Origin of the sequence: Thermococcus sp. (assembly GCF_027012695.1) — an archaeon.
In the GTDB taxonomy this organism is placed as follows: domain Archaea; phylum Methanobacteriota_B; class Thermococci; order Thermococcales; family Thermococcaceae; genus Thermococcus.
On the sequence record NZ_JALUYR010000146.1, the window covers coordinates 1 to 20,349 of the forward strand.

19 protein-coding genes are annotated in these 20,349 nt (G+C 54.8%); 11 read left to right on the forward strand and 8 right to left on the reverse strand.

Features of this window, described 5'->3' with window-relative positions:
• From MV985_RS09925 to MV985_RS09965, 9 genes are all read left to right on the forward strand, one after another.
• Positions 1-3,621, forward strand: a 3,621-nt coding sequence (locus MV985_RS09925; protein ID WP_297465862.1) for an LAGLIDADG family homing endonuclease, incomplete at its 5' end; no start/stop codon positions are given.
• Between the two features lie 52 nt (positions 3,622-3,673).
• Positions 3,674-4,105 carry a translation initiation factor IF-2 subunit beta gene (locus MV985_RS09930; protein ID WP_297465864.1) on the forward strand — a complete coding sequence of 144 codons (432 nt, stop codon included), beginning with the start codon at positions 3,674-3,676 and terminating at the stop codon, positions 4,103-4,105.
• A gap of 142 nt (positions 4,106-4,247) precedes the next feature.
• Positions 4,248-5,816, forward strand: coding sequence for a carboxyl transferase domain-containing protein (locus MV985_RS09935; protein WP_297465866.1), 1,569 nt, complete (start codon positions 4,248-4,250; stop codon positions 5,814-5,816).
• Between the two features lie 18 nt (positions 5,817-5,834).
• Positions 5,835-6,182: an OadG family protein gene (locus MV985_RS09940; RefSeq protein WP_297465928.1), complete on the forward strand. Its 348-nt coding sequence runs from the start codon at positions 5,835-5,837 to the stop codon at positions 6,180-6,182.
• Positions 6,183-6,184: 2 nt separating this feature from the next.
• Positions 6,185-6,643 carry an acetyl-CoA carboxylase biotin carboxyl carrier protein subunit gene (locus MV985_RS09945; protein WP_297465930.1) on the forward strand — a complete coding sequence of 153 codons (459 nt, stop codon included), beginning with the start codon at positions 6,185-6,187 and terminating at the stop codon, positions 6,641-6,643.
• Between the two features lie 5 nt (positions 6,644-6,648).
• On the forward strand, positions 6,649-7,854 hold the full coding sequence (locus MV985_RS09950) for a sodium ion-translocating decarboxylase subunit beta (protein ID WP_297465867.1): 1,206 nt from the start codon (positions 6,649-6,651) through the stop codon (positions 7,852-7,854).
• Between the two features lie 84 nt (positions 7,855-7,938).
• On the forward strand, positions 7,939-8,787 hold the full coding sequence (locus MV985_RS09955; RefSeq protein WP_297465869.1) for a CBS domain-containing protein: 849 nt from the start codon (positions 7,939-7,941) through the stop codon (positions 8,785-8,787).
• Between the two features lie 22 nt (positions 8,788-8,809).
• Entirely contained in the window at positions 8,810-9,811 is a 1,002-nt protein-coding gene (locus MV985_RS09960; protein WP_297465931.1) for a homoserine dehydrogenase, read from the forward strand.
• Between the two features lie 44 nt (positions 9,812-9,855).
• The gene (locus tag MV985_RS09965; RefSeq protein WP_297465873.1) at positions 9,856-10,380 is read left to right on the forward strand and encodes an ASCH domain-containing protein; all 525 of its coding nucleotides are present in this window, start codon (positions 9,856-9,858) and stop codon (positions 10,378-10,380) included.
• On the opposite strand, the gene MV985_RS09970 is transcribed toward MV985_RS09965, so the two are convergent.
• From MV985_RS09970 to MV985_RS10005, 8 genes are all read right to left on the reverse strand, one after another.
• Entirely contained in the window at positions 10,371-11,078 is a 708-nt protein-coding gene (locus MV985_RS09970; protein WP_297465933.1) for a ZPR1 zinc finger domain-containing protein, read from the reverse strand. The genes MV985_RS09965 and MV985_RS09970 overlap by 10 nt on opposite strands.
• A gap of 56 nt (positions 11,079-11,134) precedes the next feature.
• On the reverse strand, positions 11,135-11,536 hold the full coding sequence (sepF, locus tag MV985_RS09975) for a cell division protein SepF (protein ID WP_297465875.1): 402 nt from the start codon (positions 11,534-11,536) through the stop codon (positions 11,135-11,137).
• 116 nt (positions 11,537-11,652) lie between these two features.
• Positions 11,653-12,471: an exosome complex protein Rrp42 gene (gene rrp42, locus MV985_RS09980; RefSeq protein ID WP_297465877.1), complete on the reverse strand. Its 819-nt coding sequence runs from the start codon at positions 12,469-12,471 to the stop codon at positions 11,653-11,655.
• Entirely contained in the window at positions 12,464-13,213 is a 750-nt protein-coding gene (rrp41, locus tag MV985_RS09985) for an exosome complex exonuclease Rrp41 (protein ID WP_297465879.1), read from the reverse strand. The genes rrp42 and rrp41 overlap by 8 nt, the downstream gene beginning before the upstream one ends.
• Complete coding sequence (gene rrp4 / locus MV985_RS09990) at positions 13,210-13,980, reverse strand: exosome complex RNA-binding protein Rrp4 (protein WP_297465881.1); 771 nt, start codon at positions 13,978-13,980, stop codon at positions 13,210-13,212. Before rrp4 ends, rrp41 begins: the two co-directional genes overlap by 4 nt.
• A complete protein-coding gene (locus MV985_RS09995) occupies positions 13,977-14,687 on the reverse strand; it encodes a ribosome assembly factor SBDS (RefSeq protein ID WP_297465884.1) in 711 nt (236 codons plus the stop codon). The genes rrp4 and MV985_RS09995 overlap by 4 nt, the downstream gene beginning before the upstream one ends.
• A gap of 11 nt (positions 14,688-14,698) precedes the next feature.
• A complete protein-coding gene (psmA, locus tag MV985_RS10000; RefSeq protein ID WP_297465886.1) occupies positions 14,699-15,481 on the reverse strand; it encodes an archaeal proteasome endopeptidase complex subunit alpha in 783 nt (260 codons plus the stop codon).
• A gap of 63 nt (positions 15,482-15,544) precedes the next feature.
• The gene (locus MV985_RS10005) at positions 15,545-15,775 is read right to left on the reverse strand and encodes a hypothetical protein (RefSeq protein WP_297465935.1); all 231 of its coding nucleotides are present in this window, start codon (positions 15,773-15,775) and stop codon (positions 15,545-15,547) included.
• Positions 15,776-15,830: 55 nt separating this feature from the next.
• On the opposite strand from MV985_RS10005, the gene MV985_RS10010 reads away from it, so the two are divergent.
• On the forward strand, positions 15,831-16,307 hold the full coding sequence (locus MV985_RS10010; protein WP_297465937.1) for an HIT family protein: 477 nt from the start codon (positions 15,831-15,833) through the stop codon (positions 16,305-16,307).
• A 69-nt stretch (positions 16,308-16,376) separates the two neighbouring features.
• Complete coding sequence (locus tag MV985_RS10015) at positions 16,377-20,345, forward strand: lamin tail domain-containing protein (RefSeq protein ID WP_297465888.1); 3,969 nt, start codon at positions 16,377-16,379, stop codon at positions 20,343-20,345.
• Positions 20,346-20,349 lie beyond the last annotated feature (4 nt).

Sequence of the window (20,349 nt, forward strand, 5' to 3'; positions counted from 1 at the left end):
AAGGCTGGCTGGGGTATCTCCGTAAGGTTCTCGAACGGCAATTCTGAACTGAGAAGAGAGTTTGCTAACCTCGTAAGGGAACTCTTTGGAATAGATGCAAAGGAGAGCGTTGGGGAGGGAAGGGTTCCCTCGGTGCGCTTCCATTCCAAAGTGGTCGCCCACATCCTTGAAAAGCTTGGGATTCCACTTTCACCCAAGTCAAACAGGCTGGACATACCACCTGGGCTGTTCAACGCCCCCAAGGAAGTCCTTGCCGCGTACATCAGGGGACTGTTTGACTGCGATGGGAGTGTTGTTCTTAGGGAAAATGGTTCATCGTACATTGAGTTTGACACGACGAGTGAAAAGCTTGCCAGAAAGCTCCAACTGGCACTGCTCCGCTTCGGCATCATTTCCCATCTGCGGAGAAGGAAAAGGAAAGGTCACAGGAGCACGATAAACGGAAAGGAAGTTGTGTCCAAACACGACCGCTGGGAGCTGAAGATATACGGAGAAAACATCCTCCGCTTTGCAAGCGAGATAGGCTTCAACCACCCCGAGAAGAGGGAACGCTTAGAAAAGCTCCTCAGAACGCTAGAGAACTCCAAGCGCGACACCAACATCGACGTGATTCCAAACGTTGGAGCGATTATAAGGGGGATACGCAGTTTCTATGGCATCACTCCAAGGGAAGTTTACGGCTCAGATACCAGCGTAACCATAGAGAGGAAGAAGACGATTTCAAGGGGACTCCTGATTAGAGTGGTGGAGAACCTGGAGAACGCCATAAGAGAAGCAGACATTCCGGTAACTCTACCCAACGGGCTGCGGCTCAAAATCGGAATGGCGATAAAGCCTGAAGAGCTTGGAATGACGCCGAGAGGATTCTACGAACTCTTCCGCAGAGAGAACAGAAATCCAAGGCTGACCTACAGCCTTCTCGTAAAAGTGGCCAAGCTCCTTTCGGAGAGGGACTCCAAGACATACAGCGAACTCGCGTGGCTGTTGAGCGACGTAACCAGCAGGGAATCAGAGATTAGGGAGAAAATGGAATTCCTGAAGTCTCTGGCATACTCGGATATCCTGTGGGAAAAGGTCAAGGAAGTTGAAACAATTCCCTCCCCCTACGAGTACGTCTACGACCTTACTGTGGAAGGCTCTCACAGCTTCATAGCCAACGGCTTCGTTGTCCACAACACGGCAGCAGCGGTAAGGGACGAGTTCACCGGCTCCTGGGTTCTGGAAGCCGGTGTTCTCGTCCTGGCGGATGGTGGTTTTGCCTGCCTGCATCCTGACTCAAGGGTATTGGTGGATGGGAAGTACGTTCGCATCGAAGACCTCTTTGAGCTGAACAAATCATACAAGGCCCTCTCCGACGGTCAGGTTGTGGACATTCAGGAGAAGGAGATGGGCGTTGTAGCCCTCGACCTCGAAAGCATGAAGACAAAGAACTCAAAGGCCACGATAATCCGCAGGAAGCCCTGGAAAGGAGAACTTCTCAGGCTGAAGTTCCGCTCCGGCAACGAGGTAACCCTAACCCCAGACCACCTCCTGATAGACGGTCGGACCCTTGAGTGGAGGGAAGCGGAAAAGTTTGAGGTTGGTGATTTGATTATGGCTGTGGATGAAGAACTGAACCCGCGCCAAGATGAAATCGTCTCCATTGAGCGTATCCCATACGAGGGCTACGTCTACGACCTCTACGTTCCGGGAGAGCACAACTTCCTGGCTGAGGGTATTATAGTTCACAACTGCATTGACGAGTTCGACAAGATGAGCGAGAGGGACAGGAGCGCCATACATGAAGCCCTGGAACAGCAGAGCTATCACCACGATTTCAAGATAATGCTCGCCGACGGCAGGAAGGTTAAGATAGGCGAGCTTATAGACAAACTCATCGAGGCCAACCGCGATAAGGTAATTCTGGGTAATAACACCGAGATTCTGCCGGTTGATGACATCGAGCTCCTAGCTTATGACCTTGAGAGGAAGGACATCGTGAAGGCCAAAGCGGACCGCGTGAGCAGGCATAAAGCTCCTGAGAAGTTCATAAAACTCACCTTTTCCAACGGCAGGGAAATCGTTGTGACGCCCGAACACCCGATAATGGTCTGGGAGGGCGGAAAGATAACCGAGAAACCAGCCGAAATCATCAGAAGGGACGACGTTGTCCTCGGCGTTGCAGGGTATCCAATCGAGCTCAGGATAGTTGAAAGGCGGACGTTCCACAACAGGGAGGATGCCGAGGATCTCCAGGACGCACTCTACTCGAAGGGCGTTCAGTCGAGGATAAGGAGACACCCAATCGGCTACGTTGTTATCGAGGGGGAGAGAACCTTCCCCGCTGAGCTGGCGAGAGAGCTACTCAAAATTGGAAAGGAGCTCAAGTTCAAACCGCCCCGGGATCTCAGGGTTTCGCCCTCGAAGAGACTCGTTACCGAGTCACAGCTCAGGGGGATAATAACGGCCCTTAAAGAGCACGTGGAGAAAGTCGAGCGGCTGGCCGAGAGCGATCCCATCGCCGCGGCTAAGTTCGTTAAGATCATCAACATTCCCGCCCGGTATCCCCTGACGTATCCCACGTTCCGCCTCAAGCTGAAGAGGGGTGATGCCTCGATCGGGTGGATGATCCAGAACGAGGTTCTCAGGGGCTCCCGGGAGATCAGGGGGGCGATAAGATCCGTGGAGAAGCTCCTCGACCGGAACGTAAACTTCCTGACGGTAAGGGGCATGGAGCGGATTCCAAACGATGACCAGGAATGGGTGTACGACGTCACCGTCGAGCCCCATCACCTCTTCGTCTCCCACGGACTGGTTCTCCACAACACGATAAGCATCTCCAAGGCGGGAATAACGGCCACCCTGAACGCCAGAACGACGGTGATAGCGGCCGCAAACCCCAAGTACGGGCGCTTTAACCGGCACAAGAGCCTCCCGGAGCAGGTGGATCTGCCACCCACCCTTCTGAGTCGTTTCGATCTGATCTTCCTCCTCCTCGACGAGCCCGATGAGAAGGTCGACTCCCAGATAGCCGAGCACATCCTCAGGGTAAGGAGAGGCGAAGCCGAGGTCGTTACGCCGAAGATACCCTACGACCTGCTCAAGAAGTACATAGCCTACGCGAGGAAGAACGTCCATCCCGTCCTCAGCAGGGAGGCAATGGACGAGATAAAGCGCTATTACGTCAGGATGAGAAAGGGTTTCAAGCGCTCCGGAGAGGATGAGGGAGTTCAGCCGATTCCGGTTACCGCGAGGCAGCTCGAGGCGTTGATAAGGCTCAGCGAAGCCCACGCCAGGATGCGGCTGAGCGAGACGGTCACGAGGGATGACGCGAAGGCGGCTATAAAGATAATCGAGGAGATGATACGAACCATTGCCACCGACGAGGAGGGAAGGCTCGACATCTCCATCCTGGAGGTCGGCAAAAGCTCAAGGAAGATAAACAAGATCGAGAGGCTCATTGACATCATCAAGAACCTCGAGGGCGAGGGAGAGTTCGGCGCGCCGGAGGAGAGGGTTATCGAGGCGGCCAAGCAGGCCGGTGTTGGCACGGAGAGGGATGTGAGAAAGCTGCTCGAGGGCCTCAAACGTGAGGGAAGGGTGTACGAGCCGCGAACCGGGTTCTATCGGATTGCATCCTGAGGCCGCCAAAAGGTTATAAACGGGATGGAAAAGGTAGAAGGGAGGTGAAGGCATGAGCGAGAGGAAGATTGACTTTTACGACTTTGAGGGTCTGCTCGAAAAGGCTTACGAGGAACTCCCGGAGAACGTCAAACATCACCACTCCCGTTTTGAGGTTCCCCCGGCGCAGGTCACCATAGCCGGAAACAGAACGATCATAGAGAACTTCGTGGACATAGCCGAGGCCATGAACCGCGACCCGAACCACCTCCTCAAGTTCCTGCTGAGGGAGGTCGGAACCGCTGGAACGCTCGAGGGGAGAAGGGTGATCCTCCAGGGACGCTTTACGCCCTATCTCATAGCCAACAAGCTCAAGAAGTACCTCAAGGAGTTCGTCATCTGCCCGGTCTGCGGTTCGCCGGACACGAAGATCATCAAGAAGGGCCGCTTCCACTTCCTCAAGTGTGAGGCCTGCGGTGCGGAAACACCGATACAGCACATCTGACCTCCTGTCCCCTTTTTCTTTCGGTCTTCTCCTCTGCCGGTCCAGCTCAATGGACGTTTTATCCGTTAGGGGATTCTAAAGGTTGAAAACCCTTTTAAACTTTACAAACTACAAGTGCCCAGCAAATCCAGGGGGAGTTCTGATGAGCATGGAGGAAAAGCTCAAGGACCTGTATGAGCGCAGGAAGAAGATTCTGGGGATGGGCGGCGAAAAGGCCGTTGAGAAGCAGCACGCCAGGGGAAAGCTCACCGCCCGCGAGAGGATTGAAAAGCTCCTCGATCCGGGAAGCTTCGTCGAGATCGGAGCGTTTGTCAAGCACCGCGGAACGGAGTTCGGACTCGACAAGAAAGAGCTTCCAGCCGACGGCGTCATAACCGGCTACGGAACGATTGACGGTCGCTTAGTCTTCGTCTACGCCCAGGACTTCACGGTGATGGGCGGCTCGCTCGGTGAAATGCACGCTGCGAAGATAAAGCGCATCATGGAGCTCGCCCTTGAGGCAGGAGCGCCGGTCATAGGCCTCAACGACTCCGGGGGAGCAAGGATCCAGGAGGGCGTTGACTCACTCAAGGGCTACGGCGAGATTTTCAAGATGAACACCCTGTTGAGCGGTGTGGTTCCACAGATAACAGCTATAATGGGCCCCTGCGCCGGTGGTGCCGTTTACAGCCCTGCTATAGGGGACTTCATCCTCATGGTCGACAATCCAGCGAGCTTCATGTTCATCACCGGCCCGCAGGTCGTTAAAGCCGTCACGGGTGTTGAGGTTACTCCGGTCCAGCTTGGTGGCGCGATGGTCCACGCCCAGAAGGCCGGACAGGCCCACCTGATAGGGAAGAGCGACGAGGAGGTTCTGGCGTTAATCAGAAAGCTCGTGAGCTACCTTCCCTCGAACAACATGGAGAAGCCACCGCGCGTTAAGACCAATGATTTGCCCTTCCGGAAGAGCGAGAGACTCTACGAAATCGTTCCAGACGACCCGAACAAGCCCTACGACGTCAGGGATGTCATCTACGAGATAGTTGACAGAGATGAGAACGGCAACCCCGATTTCCTTGAGATTCTTCCCTACTTCGCTCCCAACGCGGTTGTTGGCTTTGGAAGGATGAACGGGCAGACCGTTGGAATAGTTGCAAACAACCCCAAATACTTCGCGGGCGTTCTTGATATAGATTCAAGCGATAAGATCGCGCGCTTCGTGAGAACCTGTGACGCCTTCAACATACCGATAGTTACGCTCGTGGACGTTCCCGGTTATCTTCCGGGCGTTGACCAGGAAAGCCGGGGAATCATCAGGCATGGCGCCAAGGTCCTCTACGCCTACGCGGAAGCCACCGTCCCGATGGTCACCGTAATCCTGAGGAAAGCCTATGGTGGAGCCTACCTCGCCATGGGGAGCAAGCACCTTGGAGCGGACTTCGTCTTCGCGTGGCCCACAGCCGAGATAGCGGTCATGGGTCCGGAGGGCGCTGCAAACATCATCTTCAGGAAGGAAATCGCTCAAGCGGAGAACCCCGAGGAGGTTCGCCAGCAGAAGATAGAGGAGTACAGGGAGAAGTTCGCCAACCCGTATGTGGCGGCATCGCGCGGCTACATCGACGACGTCATAGATCCGGCTGAAACGAGGGCGAAGATAATCATGTCGCTCGAAGCCCTCGAGAGCAAGCGCGTTAAACTTCCACCCAGGAAGCACGGCAACATACCCCTGTGAGGTGTTAGCATGACCACGATGGCGGAGTTTATGGAAGGGCTTAACCTGACAGTGCTGGGGGTTACGATAGTCTTTCTCGTGCTCTCCATACTGGCGGTGGTGCTGTACGCCGTCGGATGGCTCGAGAGAAGATTGGTGGAGAGGGAAACCCCGGCCCCGGTTTCGTCCCCAGGAGAGGAGAAGAGCCTGCCACCGGAGGACCTGGCAATCATAACCGCGGCGGTTCTGGCCTACGCCTCCGAGAAGGCCTCACAGCTCAGGTCCCTGCCCTTCAGGAGGAAGATTTCAGACCACTGGAGGCTCTACGGTCTCCAGACCCAGATGGAGGACGTTGAGGATTTCAACTACGAGATAGGGAAGTGGTGAAGATGGCGAAGGTCAGGATCATTGTGGACGGTGTCGAGTACGAGGTAGAGGTTGAGGAGCTCCCAGGTGGAAAGTTCAGGGTTAACTTCAACGGAAAGAGCTATGAGGTCGAGGCGAAGGGACTGGGAATCGACGTTGGAACCCTAAGCGCTCCGGCCCGGGTTTCAGCTCCAAGCGTTCCGACCGCCGTCACGTCCCCCTCGTCCGTTCCGGCCACACCAGCAACGCCAGCTCCTGTCCCGGCAGGGGAGGGCATCGTAACCGCCCCGATGCCCGGTAAAATTATCAGGATACTCGTGAAGGAGGGGCAGGAGGTCAAAACGGGCCAGGGACTGCTGGTGCTCGAGGCAATGAAGATGGAAAACGAGATACCCGCACCAAAGGACGGTGTCGTGAAGAAGATTCTGGTGAAAGAGGGCGACACCGTTGATACGGGGCAGCCACTGGTGGAGCTCGGGTGAGAACCATGGCGGGAATGCTGGACCAGATAGTGGCGTTCTTCCAGGGGATGGGGCTCCTCCACCTCACAGCAGGAAACGTCGTCATGATACTGGTGGGGCTCACGCTCGTCTACCTCGCCATCAGGTACGAGATGGAACCCCTTCTTCTCCTTCCGATAGGAATAAGCGCCGTTCTCGTGAACATCCCCCTGGGGGGTCTCGCCAACTGGCCTGTCGCTCCAAACCTGCCCGAGAGCATAGCGGACAACATCTTCGCCACGCTCAGCTACCTGAACCAGCACTACGGACCACCGGGTCTCTTCGACCTCATATACTACACCCTCATAAGGACGGAGATAGTGCCGCTCCTCATCTTCTTCGGCCTCGGGGCAATGACGGACTTCGGCCCGCTCATAGCAGATCCAAAGACCGCTTTGATGGGTGCCGCGGCACAGATAGGAGTCTTCATAGCGATGCTCACCGCTTTAGCTCTCGGCTTCAACCTGCACCAGGCGGCCAGTATAGGAATCATCGGCGGTGCAGACGGTCCAACAACCATCTACCTGACGACGAAGCTCGCGCCTGAGATACTGGGAGCGACTGCTGTGGCAGCTTACAGCTACATGAGCCTCGTGCCCTTGATTCAGCCGCCGATCATCAAGGCATTAACGAGCCCCGAAGAAAGACGGATACGCATGGAGCAGCTCAGGCCCGTCTCGAAGAGGGAGAAGGTGATCTTCCCGATAGTGGCAATGATAACTATCGGCCTCCTCGTCCCCAGCGCGGCCCCGCTCGTCGGAATGCTAATGATAGGCAACCTCTTCCGTGAGAGCGGCGTCGTCGAGCGCTTAAGTAAAGCGGCTCAGGAGGAGCTCATGAACATCGTTACCATCTTCCTCGGGCTTGGCGTCGGTTCGACGATGCGCGCGGAGAGCTTCCTCACCAGGGAGACCCTCCTCATCCTCGGGCTTGGAATAGTCGCCTTCGCCAGCGCAACTGCCGGTGGAGTGCTCTTCGGTAAGCTGATGAAGAAGATCAGCGGCGGCAGGATAAACCCGATGATAGGTGCCGCCGGAGTTTCGGCGGTTCCGATGAGCGCTCGCGTCGTCCAGAGAATAGCGAGCGAGGAAGATCCGGGCAACTTCATCCTCATGCACGCCATGGGGCCGAACGTGGCCGGCGTTATAGGAACTGCGGTTGCCGCTGGGGTTTTCCTTGCGGTCCTTGGCTGACCTCCTTTTCTTTACCCCTTCCCCGACGTCCGCGAAAGATTAAAATAGGGTGAGGGCACTTTAACTTAAAGCGGTGGTGAGAAAATGCGCGTGAAGACCCTGATGACCAAGAATCCAGTGGTCATAGAACTTCCGGCCACGAGGGAGTACGCACTGGAGCTTTTCAAGAAGCACAGGGTGAGATCTTTTCCGGTCATCAACAGAAACACAGGGGCCCTTGTGGGGATAATAAGCATAAAGAACGTTCTCCTCCATCCCGATGAGGACCAGCTGGCGATGCTCGTGAAGAGGGACGTCCCGACGGTAAGGCCCGACGACGACCTGAAGAAGGCCGTCCGTCTGATGCTGGAAAGGGACTACCGGCGCGTCATCGTGGTTGACGATGAGAACAGGGTCCTCGGCATACTGACGGTGGGGGACATAGTCCGGCGCTATCTGGCAAAGAACGAGAAGCTGAAGGAAGTGTCCATAGAGCCCTACTACCAGAGGAACGTCGGCGTCGTCTGGCACGGCACCCCGCTCAAAGCCGCCCTCAAGGCGCTCCTCCTCTGCAACGCGATGGCCATTCCGGTTATAGACGACGACGGCAACCTGGTGGGAATGGTTGACGAGACCGACCTCCTGAGAGACAGCGAGGTTGTTAGGGTAATGAAGCAGACATCCCTAGCGGCCTCCAGCGAGGAGGACTGGATACTGGAGAGCAACCCGACGCTGCTCTTCGAGAAGGCCGAGCTCCAGTTACCAAAGAAACCTGTGAAGGAGATAATGAACCCCGAGCCCGTGGTTGCAACACCCCACATGAGCGTTTACGACGTTGCCCAGAAGATGGTAAAGCACGAGATAGAGCAGCTCCCCGTCATAAGGGGCGAGGGCGAGCTCGTTGGTATCGTAAGGGACATGGACATAATCCGCGTCATCCTCAACAGGAGGTGATCCCCGCCCTCGGGGAATGCCCATGCGTGCGATCAGGGTTTCTCTCTTCGGATTTGGCAACGTCGGGAAGGCGGTAGCGGGGGCCCTCATTGGGAAGGAAAGGTTCTTCCGCGAGAAGTACGGTATCGCGCTCAAGGTCGTGAGCATCTCCGACACGAGCGGGGTGGTATGGCTGCCCGAGGGTATAGACCTCAGGGAAGCCCTCCTTGTCAAGGAAACCCTTGGAAGGCTCTCCGCCTGGACGAACGACTACGAGGTCTATGAGTTCTCTCCGATGGACGCGGTGAAGGAGATAGAGGCCGACGTTGTTATCGACGTCACCAACGACAAGAACGCCTGGAGGTGGCATCTGACCGCGCTCAGGGAGGGTAAAGCCCTTGTCACGAGCAACAAGCCGCCCTTAGCGTTCCACTACGCGGAGCTGGTTGGCGAAGCCGAGAAGAGAAACGTCCCCTATCTCTTCGAGGCGACCGTCATGGCCGGAACGCCGGTAATCGGTCTCCTTCGAGAGAACCTGCTCGGCGATAGGGTGGAGGGGATCGAGGCGGTTCTCAACGCGACTACGACCTTCATCCTCAGCAGGATGGAAGAAGGCAGAACCTTCGAGGAAGCCCTGAAAGAGGCGCAGTCGCTCGGGATAGCGGAGAGGGATCCGGACGGTGACATTCTGGGCATAGACGCGGGTTACAAGGCGACGATTCTGCACTGCGTTGCCTTTGAGCCGATAACCTTCGATAAGGCGAGGGTAAAGGGCATAGCAGGGATAACCAGAGGAGAGGTTCAGAGGGTCCGGGCCAGGGGGAAGACCATTCGCCTAGTCGCGACGGTGGAGATGGGAAAAGTAACCGTCGAGCCGCGGGAAGTTTCGCTGGATAGTCCCCTCGCTGTGGAGAGCCACGAGAACGCGGCGGTGATAAAGACCGACCTCCTCGGCGAGCTGGCCATCAAAGGCGCTGGAGCCGGGTTAAAGGAGACGGCGAGCGGTGTGGTGAGCGATGTGATAAAGGCCGCGCTCAGGCTTTGAGGAAGATTTTTATTCCCGCCTGAAAAGATGGGGCCGGTGGAACCATGGAGCACGTCATAGCACTCCACCAGGTCTACGCTGAACTCCTGTTCCGCGGATTGAAGACGGTGGAGCTCAGGAAGTCGAGGGCCTTCGAGGAGGGTGATCTGGTTTTTCTCTACATAGCCCGGGGCAACCCCTACGAGCTTCGCGATACGCTGAGGAGACTCGGCCTCCATGAGGAGCAGACTTTGACTGAGAGGGGAACGATAGCTGGAGGCTTTGAGGTTGGAGAGGTGATAAAGGCCGACCTCGATACCCTCTGGGAGCTGACGAAGGAGACGAGCGGCTTAAGCCTCGTCCACGGCGAGAACGGGAAGAAGTGGCTGGGGGAGTACATTAAGGACTACGGATACGCCTTCACGGTGGAGAGGCCGTTTCTCTTCAGGGAACCGGTGAGCAGGGAGGAGATGAGGGAAAACTACGGTGTCCACGTGGAGGGGATAATCCACCTCTCCAGGAAAACGAGAAAAGGATGGGTAAAGAACCTGATGGAGGACCTCCTGACGAGGGAAGCGGTTTACCTTTGATCCCTTTCATTCTCACGCTTTTCAGCGTCGCTTTCCTGCTTCTGAGAGGTCTTCCCCTCACCGTTATCTGGGGCCGCCTCCGGATCAACCCTCACGTAGGGGCCGAGGCTCAAACTGTCTATCTCCTCCTGGGTTAAGAGCCTGCTCCTGACCTTCTCGCCCACAAGCGCGCTGTTCCCGAGGGGATCCGCTATCTTGACCGTCAGGGGCTTCTTGCCCTCCCTGACTTCCTCGATGTACTCCAGTATCTCGTCCGTTTTCTTCACGGCTTCCTCGTCACCCTCCTGCTCCCTGAAGTGCCTCGCCATCAGGAGGGTCTCCCGAACCCTTTCGAGGACGCCTTCCACGTTGGTAACGAAGCCTTCCGCCGCTGGTCCCGGTTCAATCTTCACCCCTATCTCCTCGAGTTCGATCGTTCCGCTCTTGCTCCTCACGACCCTCGTAAAGAGGTCCTTCTCGTCCTCAACCTTAACGGTGTAGAGTTTGGGCGGCCGGTCTTCGAGGATCATAACGTCCGCGTTTCTATAGCCGCATTTCTCACAGTAGATCGTGCTCTCCATGACCTTTCCGAAGTAGGGAATCTCGTGGATATGCTGTATGGCCTTCAGCGTGCCCTTACCTCCACAGATGGGACAGTCGCCGAGGGTTACAACCTTAATATCCTCGGACCCGGTTTTTTTCTCACTACCTTCCGCCATTCGCACCACCGAAGAATGGGATCAACTCCCCTTATAAATTCTGGGGAGAAAAGGGATCACTTCGCTATCCTTATGTCCGACGGAACGAGGATGAGCTTTATCTCGTGCTTGCATATCTTCGCAGCCTGACCATCGAGGGCGTTGACCATGCCCTTGAGCTGCTCCGCGACCTTTTCGAGAACCTCGGGCTTGACCTCGAGCGGGCTGAGATCAACGAGAACCAGGTTGCCCTCCTGGAGCTCCTCCGAGATCCTCTCGAGGTCGGCGTAGCTGGTGACGACCACCTTCTTCAGGTAGCGGATCTGGGGTTTGATTATCTCCTTGGCCAGGACGTCCTCCTCGATTGGGATGACATCAATATCGTGCCTCGGGGAGGAAACACTTTTCTTAACCTCCGATGGCGGCTTCTTTTTTCTGGGCCTTTCTTCCCTCTTCAGGATGCTGTCAAACAATCCCATAACCGTCCCCCCGGTTAATCGTAAGGGCCGGGTTATTTTCGGTGTTGGCCTTTATATCTCTTTCTGAAAAATACCGGAAACGGCCCGGACGGTAAAGGGAGAAAGTGAGGAGACCCTCACTCCGCCCTGACTGCCTCGAGAACCTTCTCCCTTAGCTCGGCACCCTTCTTTATCGAGGTATCCACGGCGTAAATGACTTCTTCCAGCTTGAAGGAGCCCCCTTCACCCTTCTGAACCGATGATATCATCCCGTTCTCGTCGGTGGTTATGGTTATTCTGCCGTCCATGACCATTTCCTCGTCGAGGCTCGGGTCAACGATCATGGTGTTGCCTATCTTGGCCATCGTCACCGGGATCGGAATCTTGCTCACGGGGAGCGGCTCGTATTCGTCGAGAACCTCCACCTCGCCCGTCTCCTCGTTGTACTCTACTTTGGGCATCCTAGCGCTCAGGAGGGCGGCTATTGCACCTATTCCCGTCGCATCGAGGAGGTTCCCATCGTGATCGAGAACGTGGACGTCTATGAAAACGACGCGGACGAGCTTGCCAGGGATTATAACCAGTTTCTCCAGCTCAACGGCGCCGCTCTCCCTTATGCCCCTGTCAACGACCCTCGCCAGCTCGATGGCGTTCTCGTCCGGCGGCCCGGGTTCGAAGCTGGGTGAGGCGAGCGGAACTAGCTCAACGTTGGTGGTTATAACGCCCCTGTCGGGGAGGTCCGGGAAGGGCTCACCGAGGTCAACCTTTATCCCAACGAGAACCTGGGTGTTTCCGAGCTTCACCCAGGCGGAACCTTCCGCCTTCTCGATGATGTTGACCTTGATCTCGAGGTCGCGGTAGTCCTCGAGGCCCCTTCCATCAATGCGCTTGCCCTCCCTGAGGAGCGCCAGGATCCTGTCGCGCATTATGGCCGCCATAACCTCAACGTCACTCATTTGCACCGACCTCCTCCGCTATCTTGATATACTTCTCCTTGAGCGCTTCCCTCTGCTTCTGGTAGACCGCCTTGGCACCCTTGATGGCCAGCTTAACGGCCTCGATGAACTCGTCCCTGGTGAGGTAACCGTCCATCTGGAGGAGCGTTATGTCGTTCTTGAGGGGCATTATGGCAACCGGAACGTCGGCCTCGCCGTAGTTGTCCTCCTCCTTGTTTAGATCGAGCACTATCTCCCCGTCAACCTTTCCGGCGGCACAGGCCGCGACGAGGTCCCTCATCGGAACGCCCGCGTCGGCGAGAGCCAGGGATGCGGCGGTTATACCTGCAACGCGCGTCCCAGCGTCCGCCTGGAGCACCTCTATAAACACATCGACCGCCGTTCTCGGAAACGGGTCGAGGATCAGGGCCGGTTCAAGTGCCCCCCTTATGACCTTGCTTATCTCGACACTCCTCCTGTCGGGACCGGGCTTTTTGCGCTCTTCAACGCTGAAGGGGGCCATGTTATAGCGAACGCGCAGGATTCCCCTGTCGGGTCTCTGGAGGTGCTTGGGGTGTATCTCCCTCGGGCCGTATACGGCAGCCAAAATCTTGTTCTTGCCCCATTCAACGTAGGCGGAGCCGTCGGCGTTCTTAAGAACCCCAACCTCCATCTTTATCGGCCTTAACTCGTACTTTTTCCTTCCGTCAATCCTTCTACCGTTTTCGTCTATGAGCCTTAACCCCTCTGGTCTGCCCATCATTCTCCTTCACCCTCTCCGTTCTTGGGTTCCTCAACCTCAGGTATCTCCTCAATGATCCCCCTCTCCTTGAGCTCCCGCAGTCTCGTGAGGAGGAGCTCCTTGATCCTGTCGGTGAGTCCCTGGGTGTGACTCTCCCTGTCGACCTTGAGTATGGCCTCTATCGCGAGCTTCTCAAGCTCGTCGTTCTTTCCGCTGACCCAGACCCAGCCGTTCTGGCCGACTATTATGCGCGTGTTGGTCAATCTTTTGATGAGGTTTATCATAGAACCGCCCTTGCCGATGAGCCTCGGCACCTTGGAGGGCGTTATCGTCACCAGCTGCCCGCCCCTGAGGGGACCACCCTTAAAGGGCATGCCCTTCGTGGTGAGGTCTATCTGGTTTATCTCGTTGTAGCCCTTTATCTTGGCGTAGATTATGTCGCCTATGTCGAATATCTTCCTCAGGTCTGTCTTCATGAGATCGATGCGCTCCTCTACCGCGTCCTGAACGCGGAGGCTGGCCTCGTAGGGGGCGCCTATGTCAACGACCCAGTTTGAGAAGCGGACGTCCACTATCTTCCCGAGGACGTTGTCCCCCACCTCGGGAATGTAGGGGCCCTCGAGGGGTATGACCCTTATAAGGTCGCCCCTGATCTCAACCAGACCAACCACCGTCGAGTATATCCTGTTGCCCTCCCTGAAGGTTCCTCTTCCGTTCTTAAAGGGGCCCTGTGCGAGCAGGGTCCCGGGAACGACCAGTTCCCTTGGTTTCACAAAAATCCTCCTCATAGTCCCTTCCTCTCTATCAGTTTGGTTACAGCAGTGCCCTTCGTCAGGGCGTTCAGTCTCTCATAAAACTCCTCCTCAACCCCTCCCGGGATCTCGATGAGGAACATCCACGAGCCGTCGCTTGCCCACTCCTCGCGCTTTATCGTCCCGAACTTCCTGACCTCTCCGTAGGCCCTGCCCACGTAGTCGCTCGGTACCTTAACGGCTATCACCTTCATCTCCAGCTTTATCGGGAGGAGGGGCCTTATGGCCTTTATCACCTTTGGAACCTGCGCCTCCGCGTCCTTGAAGAGGTCGACGTGCACTCCTGCTTCTTCCATTGCACGGAGAATCCTGTCGACCGGATGCGGATAGCCGGTTCGTGGATCAACGGCATGCCGGTGGATTATTGTAGCTATGTAGCGTTTCTTGTCCTCCAGCATCTGCCTCCTCTGTTCGGCGGTGAGCTGAACCTCACCCTTGCGGAGAATTATTTTCGCAACCTCGTAGGGATCGCTGGTCCCGAAGATCTTTTCCATCTCGTGCTCGCTCGCCTTGTCGCCCTTGTGTGCATCTTTGAAAACGTATGGAGTTGCAAGGATTTCCTCTATCGGAACTTCCTTGCCCTCCTTGAAGTCCCTCGCAAGGTATGGGTCAACCAGTATCTCGAAGGTCTCGCCGTGGGTTTTGAGACGGGCAATGACGGCCTTGTCAACGCTTACGGGCATTGCCCGTCACCTCAGTAGTTCTGGTCAAGCTCGGAATAGTCCTCTTCCTTTTCCTCAACTTCCTCTTCCCCGGCTTCCTTGAGTATCCCCGAGAGATACTTCTCGAGCTCTTCCCTCGCGAGCTTCTTCCAGTGCCTGTCCCCGGTGGTTATGTAGGCGACCTCTATTCCCTCCGCGCTCGGTTCCTCGAGAATCTTCGCGAGGGCCAGTATGGCGAGCTTTATAGCCCCCTCCATATCGAGGTCGTCCCTGTAGTGTTCCTCGAAGATGGCCATCGCCACGTTTCTCCCGCTTCCTATCGCGACGGCCTTCCACTCGAAGTAGGCACCGCTCGGGTCGGTCTCGTAGAGCTCGGGCTTCTCGTTAACGCCAGCCATGAGGAGGGCGGCTCCAAAGGGCCTCACACCACCGTACTGGGTGTGGGCCTGCTTGAGGTCGCATATCTTCTTGACGAGAACGTTGAGCGGAACCGGTTCTCCATAGGTCAAGCGGTAGATTTGAGCCTCCAGCCTGGCCCTGTCGACGAGAACCCTCGCGTCGGCTATTATGCCGCTTGGAGCCGCGGCTATGTGATCGTCGATCTGGAATATCTTCTCATAGCTACTCGGCTCGATGAGCTTGCTCGTTATCCTCTTCTCAACGGCGAGGACAACACCTTCCTTCCACTTGACACCGACAGCCGTGGCCCCGCGCTTCACGGCCTCCCTCGCGTAGTTCACCTGGAAGAGTCTTCCGTCAGGGCTGAAGACTGTAATGGCCCTGTCGTAACCGGCCTGCGGTGGTACAAACGCCATTCTACATCACCTCTGGAGTTATGCTCATCTTTCACTCCCAGCCAATAGTTCCTCACGGCCTAATTAAGCTTTTCTATTGACTCCCAGCGACGCCATCGCCATTCTTCTGGCTATCCTGCGCGCGAACTCAAGGGGGATGAACGCGAACAGGAACACCACAGCCGCGAGAACGAGCGAAGCATTTCTACCCAGGGGCCGCCAGATCATGAGTGCAAAGGCAACCAGCATCAGACCGAGGCCAACCGCGAGAAACCTTCTGTAGGTCCTTCCCATAACCTCCAGCGTCTCGTCCATCCCTCCCACCGGGAGCTTTTTATTCCAAATCCGTTTTAAGCCTTTGGTGTTGGGAATGAAGTGTCCCTTCTGTAACCCGGATGGGGAGGCTCTCCTCTACGAGGACGGGCTGATCAAAATACTGCTGGATTCGTATCCAGCCAGCAAAGGCCATCTGCTCGTCGTCCCAAGGAGGCACGTCGAGAGCTGGGAGGGGCTCAGAGATGGGGAGAAGCTCGCCCTCCTGAGGGGCATGGAGCTGGCGATGGAGAAGCTGAGGGAGGTTCTGAGGCCAGACGCCTTCAACGTGGGCATGAACCTCGGAAGGGAAGCAGGCCAGACGGTTCCCCATCTGCACCTCCACGTGATTCCGAGGTGGAATGGAGACTGCAGGAGTCCAAGGGGAGGGGTGAGGAAGGCTGTCCTCGATTTAGAGGACGAGAACTTGAACTTAAAGGAGCGCTGGGAGAGGAACAGGCTGAGCGGGGAGGAGGTAGAAAAGCTCAGGGCAGCGTTTAACCGACCTCTCCATGCCCCGGAGGGTGAGACTTGAAGAAAAATCATCCGAAAAGCTTTTTACTTTTTTTATACAAACTTAATTGCTTAAGCCCATCGTTGGGTGATGGCAATGAACAGAAGGGTATGTGCGTTACTATTGGGCATATTACTAATTCTTGGAGGAGTTCCAACGGGAGCCTCAGTAAAAGAAACGCACCGCTACAGGGGGGGCGTTATCAATCCGTTCTTTGAAGGCTACCTAAAGGTATTGCCCAATTCAACGGAAGAAGAAAAAGAAGCACTGTTAACCCTTATAGAGGCCATGCTAAACGGAACTCTCAACGGTGAAATAACAGTCTCTGACACAATGAAAATCAAAAACGCCCAATGGAACGGGACTGATCTGATATTCGAAATCTGGTGGTACGACGGGATTAACCCTGTTGCCATAAAAACATACCGTTGGAGAAATCCCAGGCAGGCGCTCCAACTGGTGCATCAAATGAAAAACGGGAAAGCCTCAGAGGAATCCATAGAAGAAGCCTTCACTGTTGAGCCCCTGACAATATCCTATGCCGTTCACATTGAGGACGTTGACTACCTCACCAACGATGGAAGCGGGGAGTACGTTCTCCTCCACAACCCAGGCCTTTCAACTGTAAGTTTACTGGGCTGGTACATAATGGACGAATACGCTTATAACAACCCGAGCTGTTGGATAAACAACACCATCCCGAGGGACGACTGTATAGATTCGTATGGAAAAGACCACGTGGTTGGGTTCTCCATTAATATACCTCCGGGGGCAGTTGTGAAGATACCAATTGCCAGCTCCCCTTACAACGCCATTCTAAACAACGATGGGGACACGGTTTACCTCATCAACGACAAGGGATATGTTGCCGGCATGTACTCCTACTCGGCATCACCCGAAATAACTGTGGAGGGAATATCCTACTATCCAAACCCACTTAGGGAGGGCGATTACATGGATTTAACCATAGTCCTTGACAACAGGGGTGCCCTCGATGGAACTGGAACGATAGAAGTTTACATAGATGGAAAACTCGTAAAAAGCTCCACAGAAACCGTATGGAAATACCACATATGGTACTACAAAATGTATGACGTCTGGAAGGCAACGTCTGGAACCCACGTTCTGACCGTCAAGTTTGTCCCGCAGTACGATGGAGAAGTTTCTTCAAAGTCTATAACGTTCACAGTCTCGGCCTCAGAGCCATACATAACGGAAGTAACCCACAACGATCTGGTCGAGGGTTATCCGGCGAAATTCCACGTTGATGTAGTCAATCCAGATGGAGAGAGAAAGGACATCATTCTGAAGCTCTTCGTTGATGGCGTTGGGGTAGACACCGTAACCAGCTACGTTTATGAAGAGTGGGGATTTGACTTACAGTGGAGCAACCCCGAAAAAGAATTCCACAAAGTGGAGATAAAGCTTTATGATGAATCTGGGACCGTGCTCTACTCCCAGTGGGCGGGCACGCTGTACTTCAGGCCCAACACACCTCCTGAAATAGAAAGCCTCCAGCTGCCTTCGTGGGTGTACGCAAACGAGTGGAGTAATGGAACGATCCAGGTTTACGATTCAGAGGGAGACCTAGTAGATGTTGAAGTGAACGTTATTGGAAGATTCAGCTTCACTCGCAGTAACCTATTGCCAGGTGTCCCACATGAATTCCCCCTTGCACCCATATACAACCACACCAACTGCCGTGAGAACGTCACCGTGGAGTTTACACCAAGGGATCAATACGGAATGACGGGAGAAACCGTAACGAAGGTACTAACAGTAGTCACCGACAGCGACAGGGACGGGTGGTGCAACGGCCTTGAGCTTGAATACGGCACGAACCCCTACAACAACGACACGGACGGCGATGGGGTAATTGACCCCAGAGACGTTGATCCGCTGAGGGATGCCGTTGTTGAGTTGTACCTCTTCAGAGCGAGGGCCCTAGATCCTGCCGAGGACGATGACCAAGACTGGAACGTTGACTTCCGCATTGATGCCACTTTCAAAGCCGGCTCAATCACACAAACCCTAAAAGAAGACCTCCCCGACAACACCCAAGACGTCGAGAACATGGCAATGCTGACAAACGACCCCTTCGAGAACACGCAGAAAGAGGCCGTGGCGGTTCTGAAGTTCAACCCACCTGATAACGTTGAGACCGTTGAGATAGACCTCAAACTCGTGGACAGGGATTCAGGGTTTATAATAGACAATCCAGACGAGATTATGGATATTTCCCCAAGACCGGGAGACAATGAGGAGGGAAAAGTTGCCAGGCTCTTCTTCAGCCTTAAGAACGGCACGTGGTGGGGCGACGATTACATAAACGACCATAAAGATTACTTCGGCTACGGCCATCTGAGTGGCTGTGGCGACGGTTCCTGTGGTGATATAAACCCAAGCACCGACATTGAACCTTTCTCAAAGTACTACGACGAGCTTGAGTCCCTTGGCTACGATTTAAGCGTTGTAAATATCACAGACGTTCAGGGCTGGGACGGAATAGAGTCCTTAGAACTCAAGGATCACCAGACCGGAACCCTCTACCAGTACACGAACCCTGATGAGGCCGTGCTCTTCACCCTCGTACTCCCCAACGGGACCCAGAGGAGGGTCCTCATCATCAACAGGCGGAACGCCGAAGTGAAGACAATGGAGCTAAACGAGGAAGTGAGTGCAACCTCCACGGGAGGGGTGGACAAAGACGCCAACATGAGTAACCTCACGACCAACGCAACGCCAAAGGCCAAGAACGAAGCCAAATACGAGGCAACGCTCATTTTCAGGAGGGGAGGAGATAGCATCAAGACCCTCAGCACCGAGTCAGTTTCGAGTTCAGAAAACTCAACTGAGACGAGCTCGCTGACCTTTGACGCCGTTGCAACCTCAACGGACGTTGATGAGGACGATGCAGAAATATGGTTCCTCATAAAGACTAATGACGACGATGGGATACCATTCCACAGAGAGCTGGAGCTTAACAAAGAGCTTGGAACTAACAGATTTTCGCCAAGCATAAACGACGCTTACGGCGACTACGACGGCGACGGCGTTCCGAACAGTGTTGAACTGTTCATTGGAAAGAATCCAGCAAAGCCAGATGTTCTTGGGATAAAGCTTTCGGTCGCAGTTGGCTGGAACGCCGACGAGGATTACCTCAAAAAACTAATCAAGGGATTCCAGAGGGCGAGTCAGGTGGTTTATGACTACACTGACGGCTACGCGATGATAGTGAGCGTTAACATCACAAACAATGCCCTGAACACAGATGCCTGGATTCACTCAATGATAAAGATAGAAGAAGGGGACAGCAACAATTTCAGAACGTTCCCCAAGTTTGGATACTGGGAGGAAAACATGAAAGGGATTACAATCCTACACGAGACATTCTCTGGAAACTATCCCAATGAACCTGACTATTACAAGGGAATTGCACACGAATTGGGTCACCTTGTATTTGGATTCGGAGAAGACTACCAACCACCCATTAAGTGGGATCCAGACGAAGAAGGGAAACCATCAGAGTTCTATTATTGGGACCTCGTCTCACTGCTTGAGAAATACAACATCAGCGGCTTTGAAAGACTTCACACGATAATGGAAACTCTCCCATACATAGGCACCGAACTGAGTACTAACGACCACCTGGGGTTAGAAACCGATTATGACTGGTTCTATTATGAACAGCTGGTTAGATACAATGAGATTCTGATGAACAAAACAGGACACAATCTAGTTGAACTAATAGAAAATCACGGAGGGCAAATTGACTCTTTAAAACAACTAATGCCCGATCACTGGCAGACAAATTATACAATTGACGGTATCATAATGAACATGACCTCCGAGTGGGAAGTAGTCTTCGCATTACTGGCAAGAGGACATAATGTAAGCGTCGATTACAGTCCCCAAGTCGATGCAGGGTTGTACTTGGACCTGGATTTTAACAACATTGATGACAATACATTGCCGGACGGGTACACCCCCTGGGCAGGCCCATATACCGGCGTTGGATACTATATGAGGTTCCTCATCAAAACGCCAGAAGAGGGGTGACACG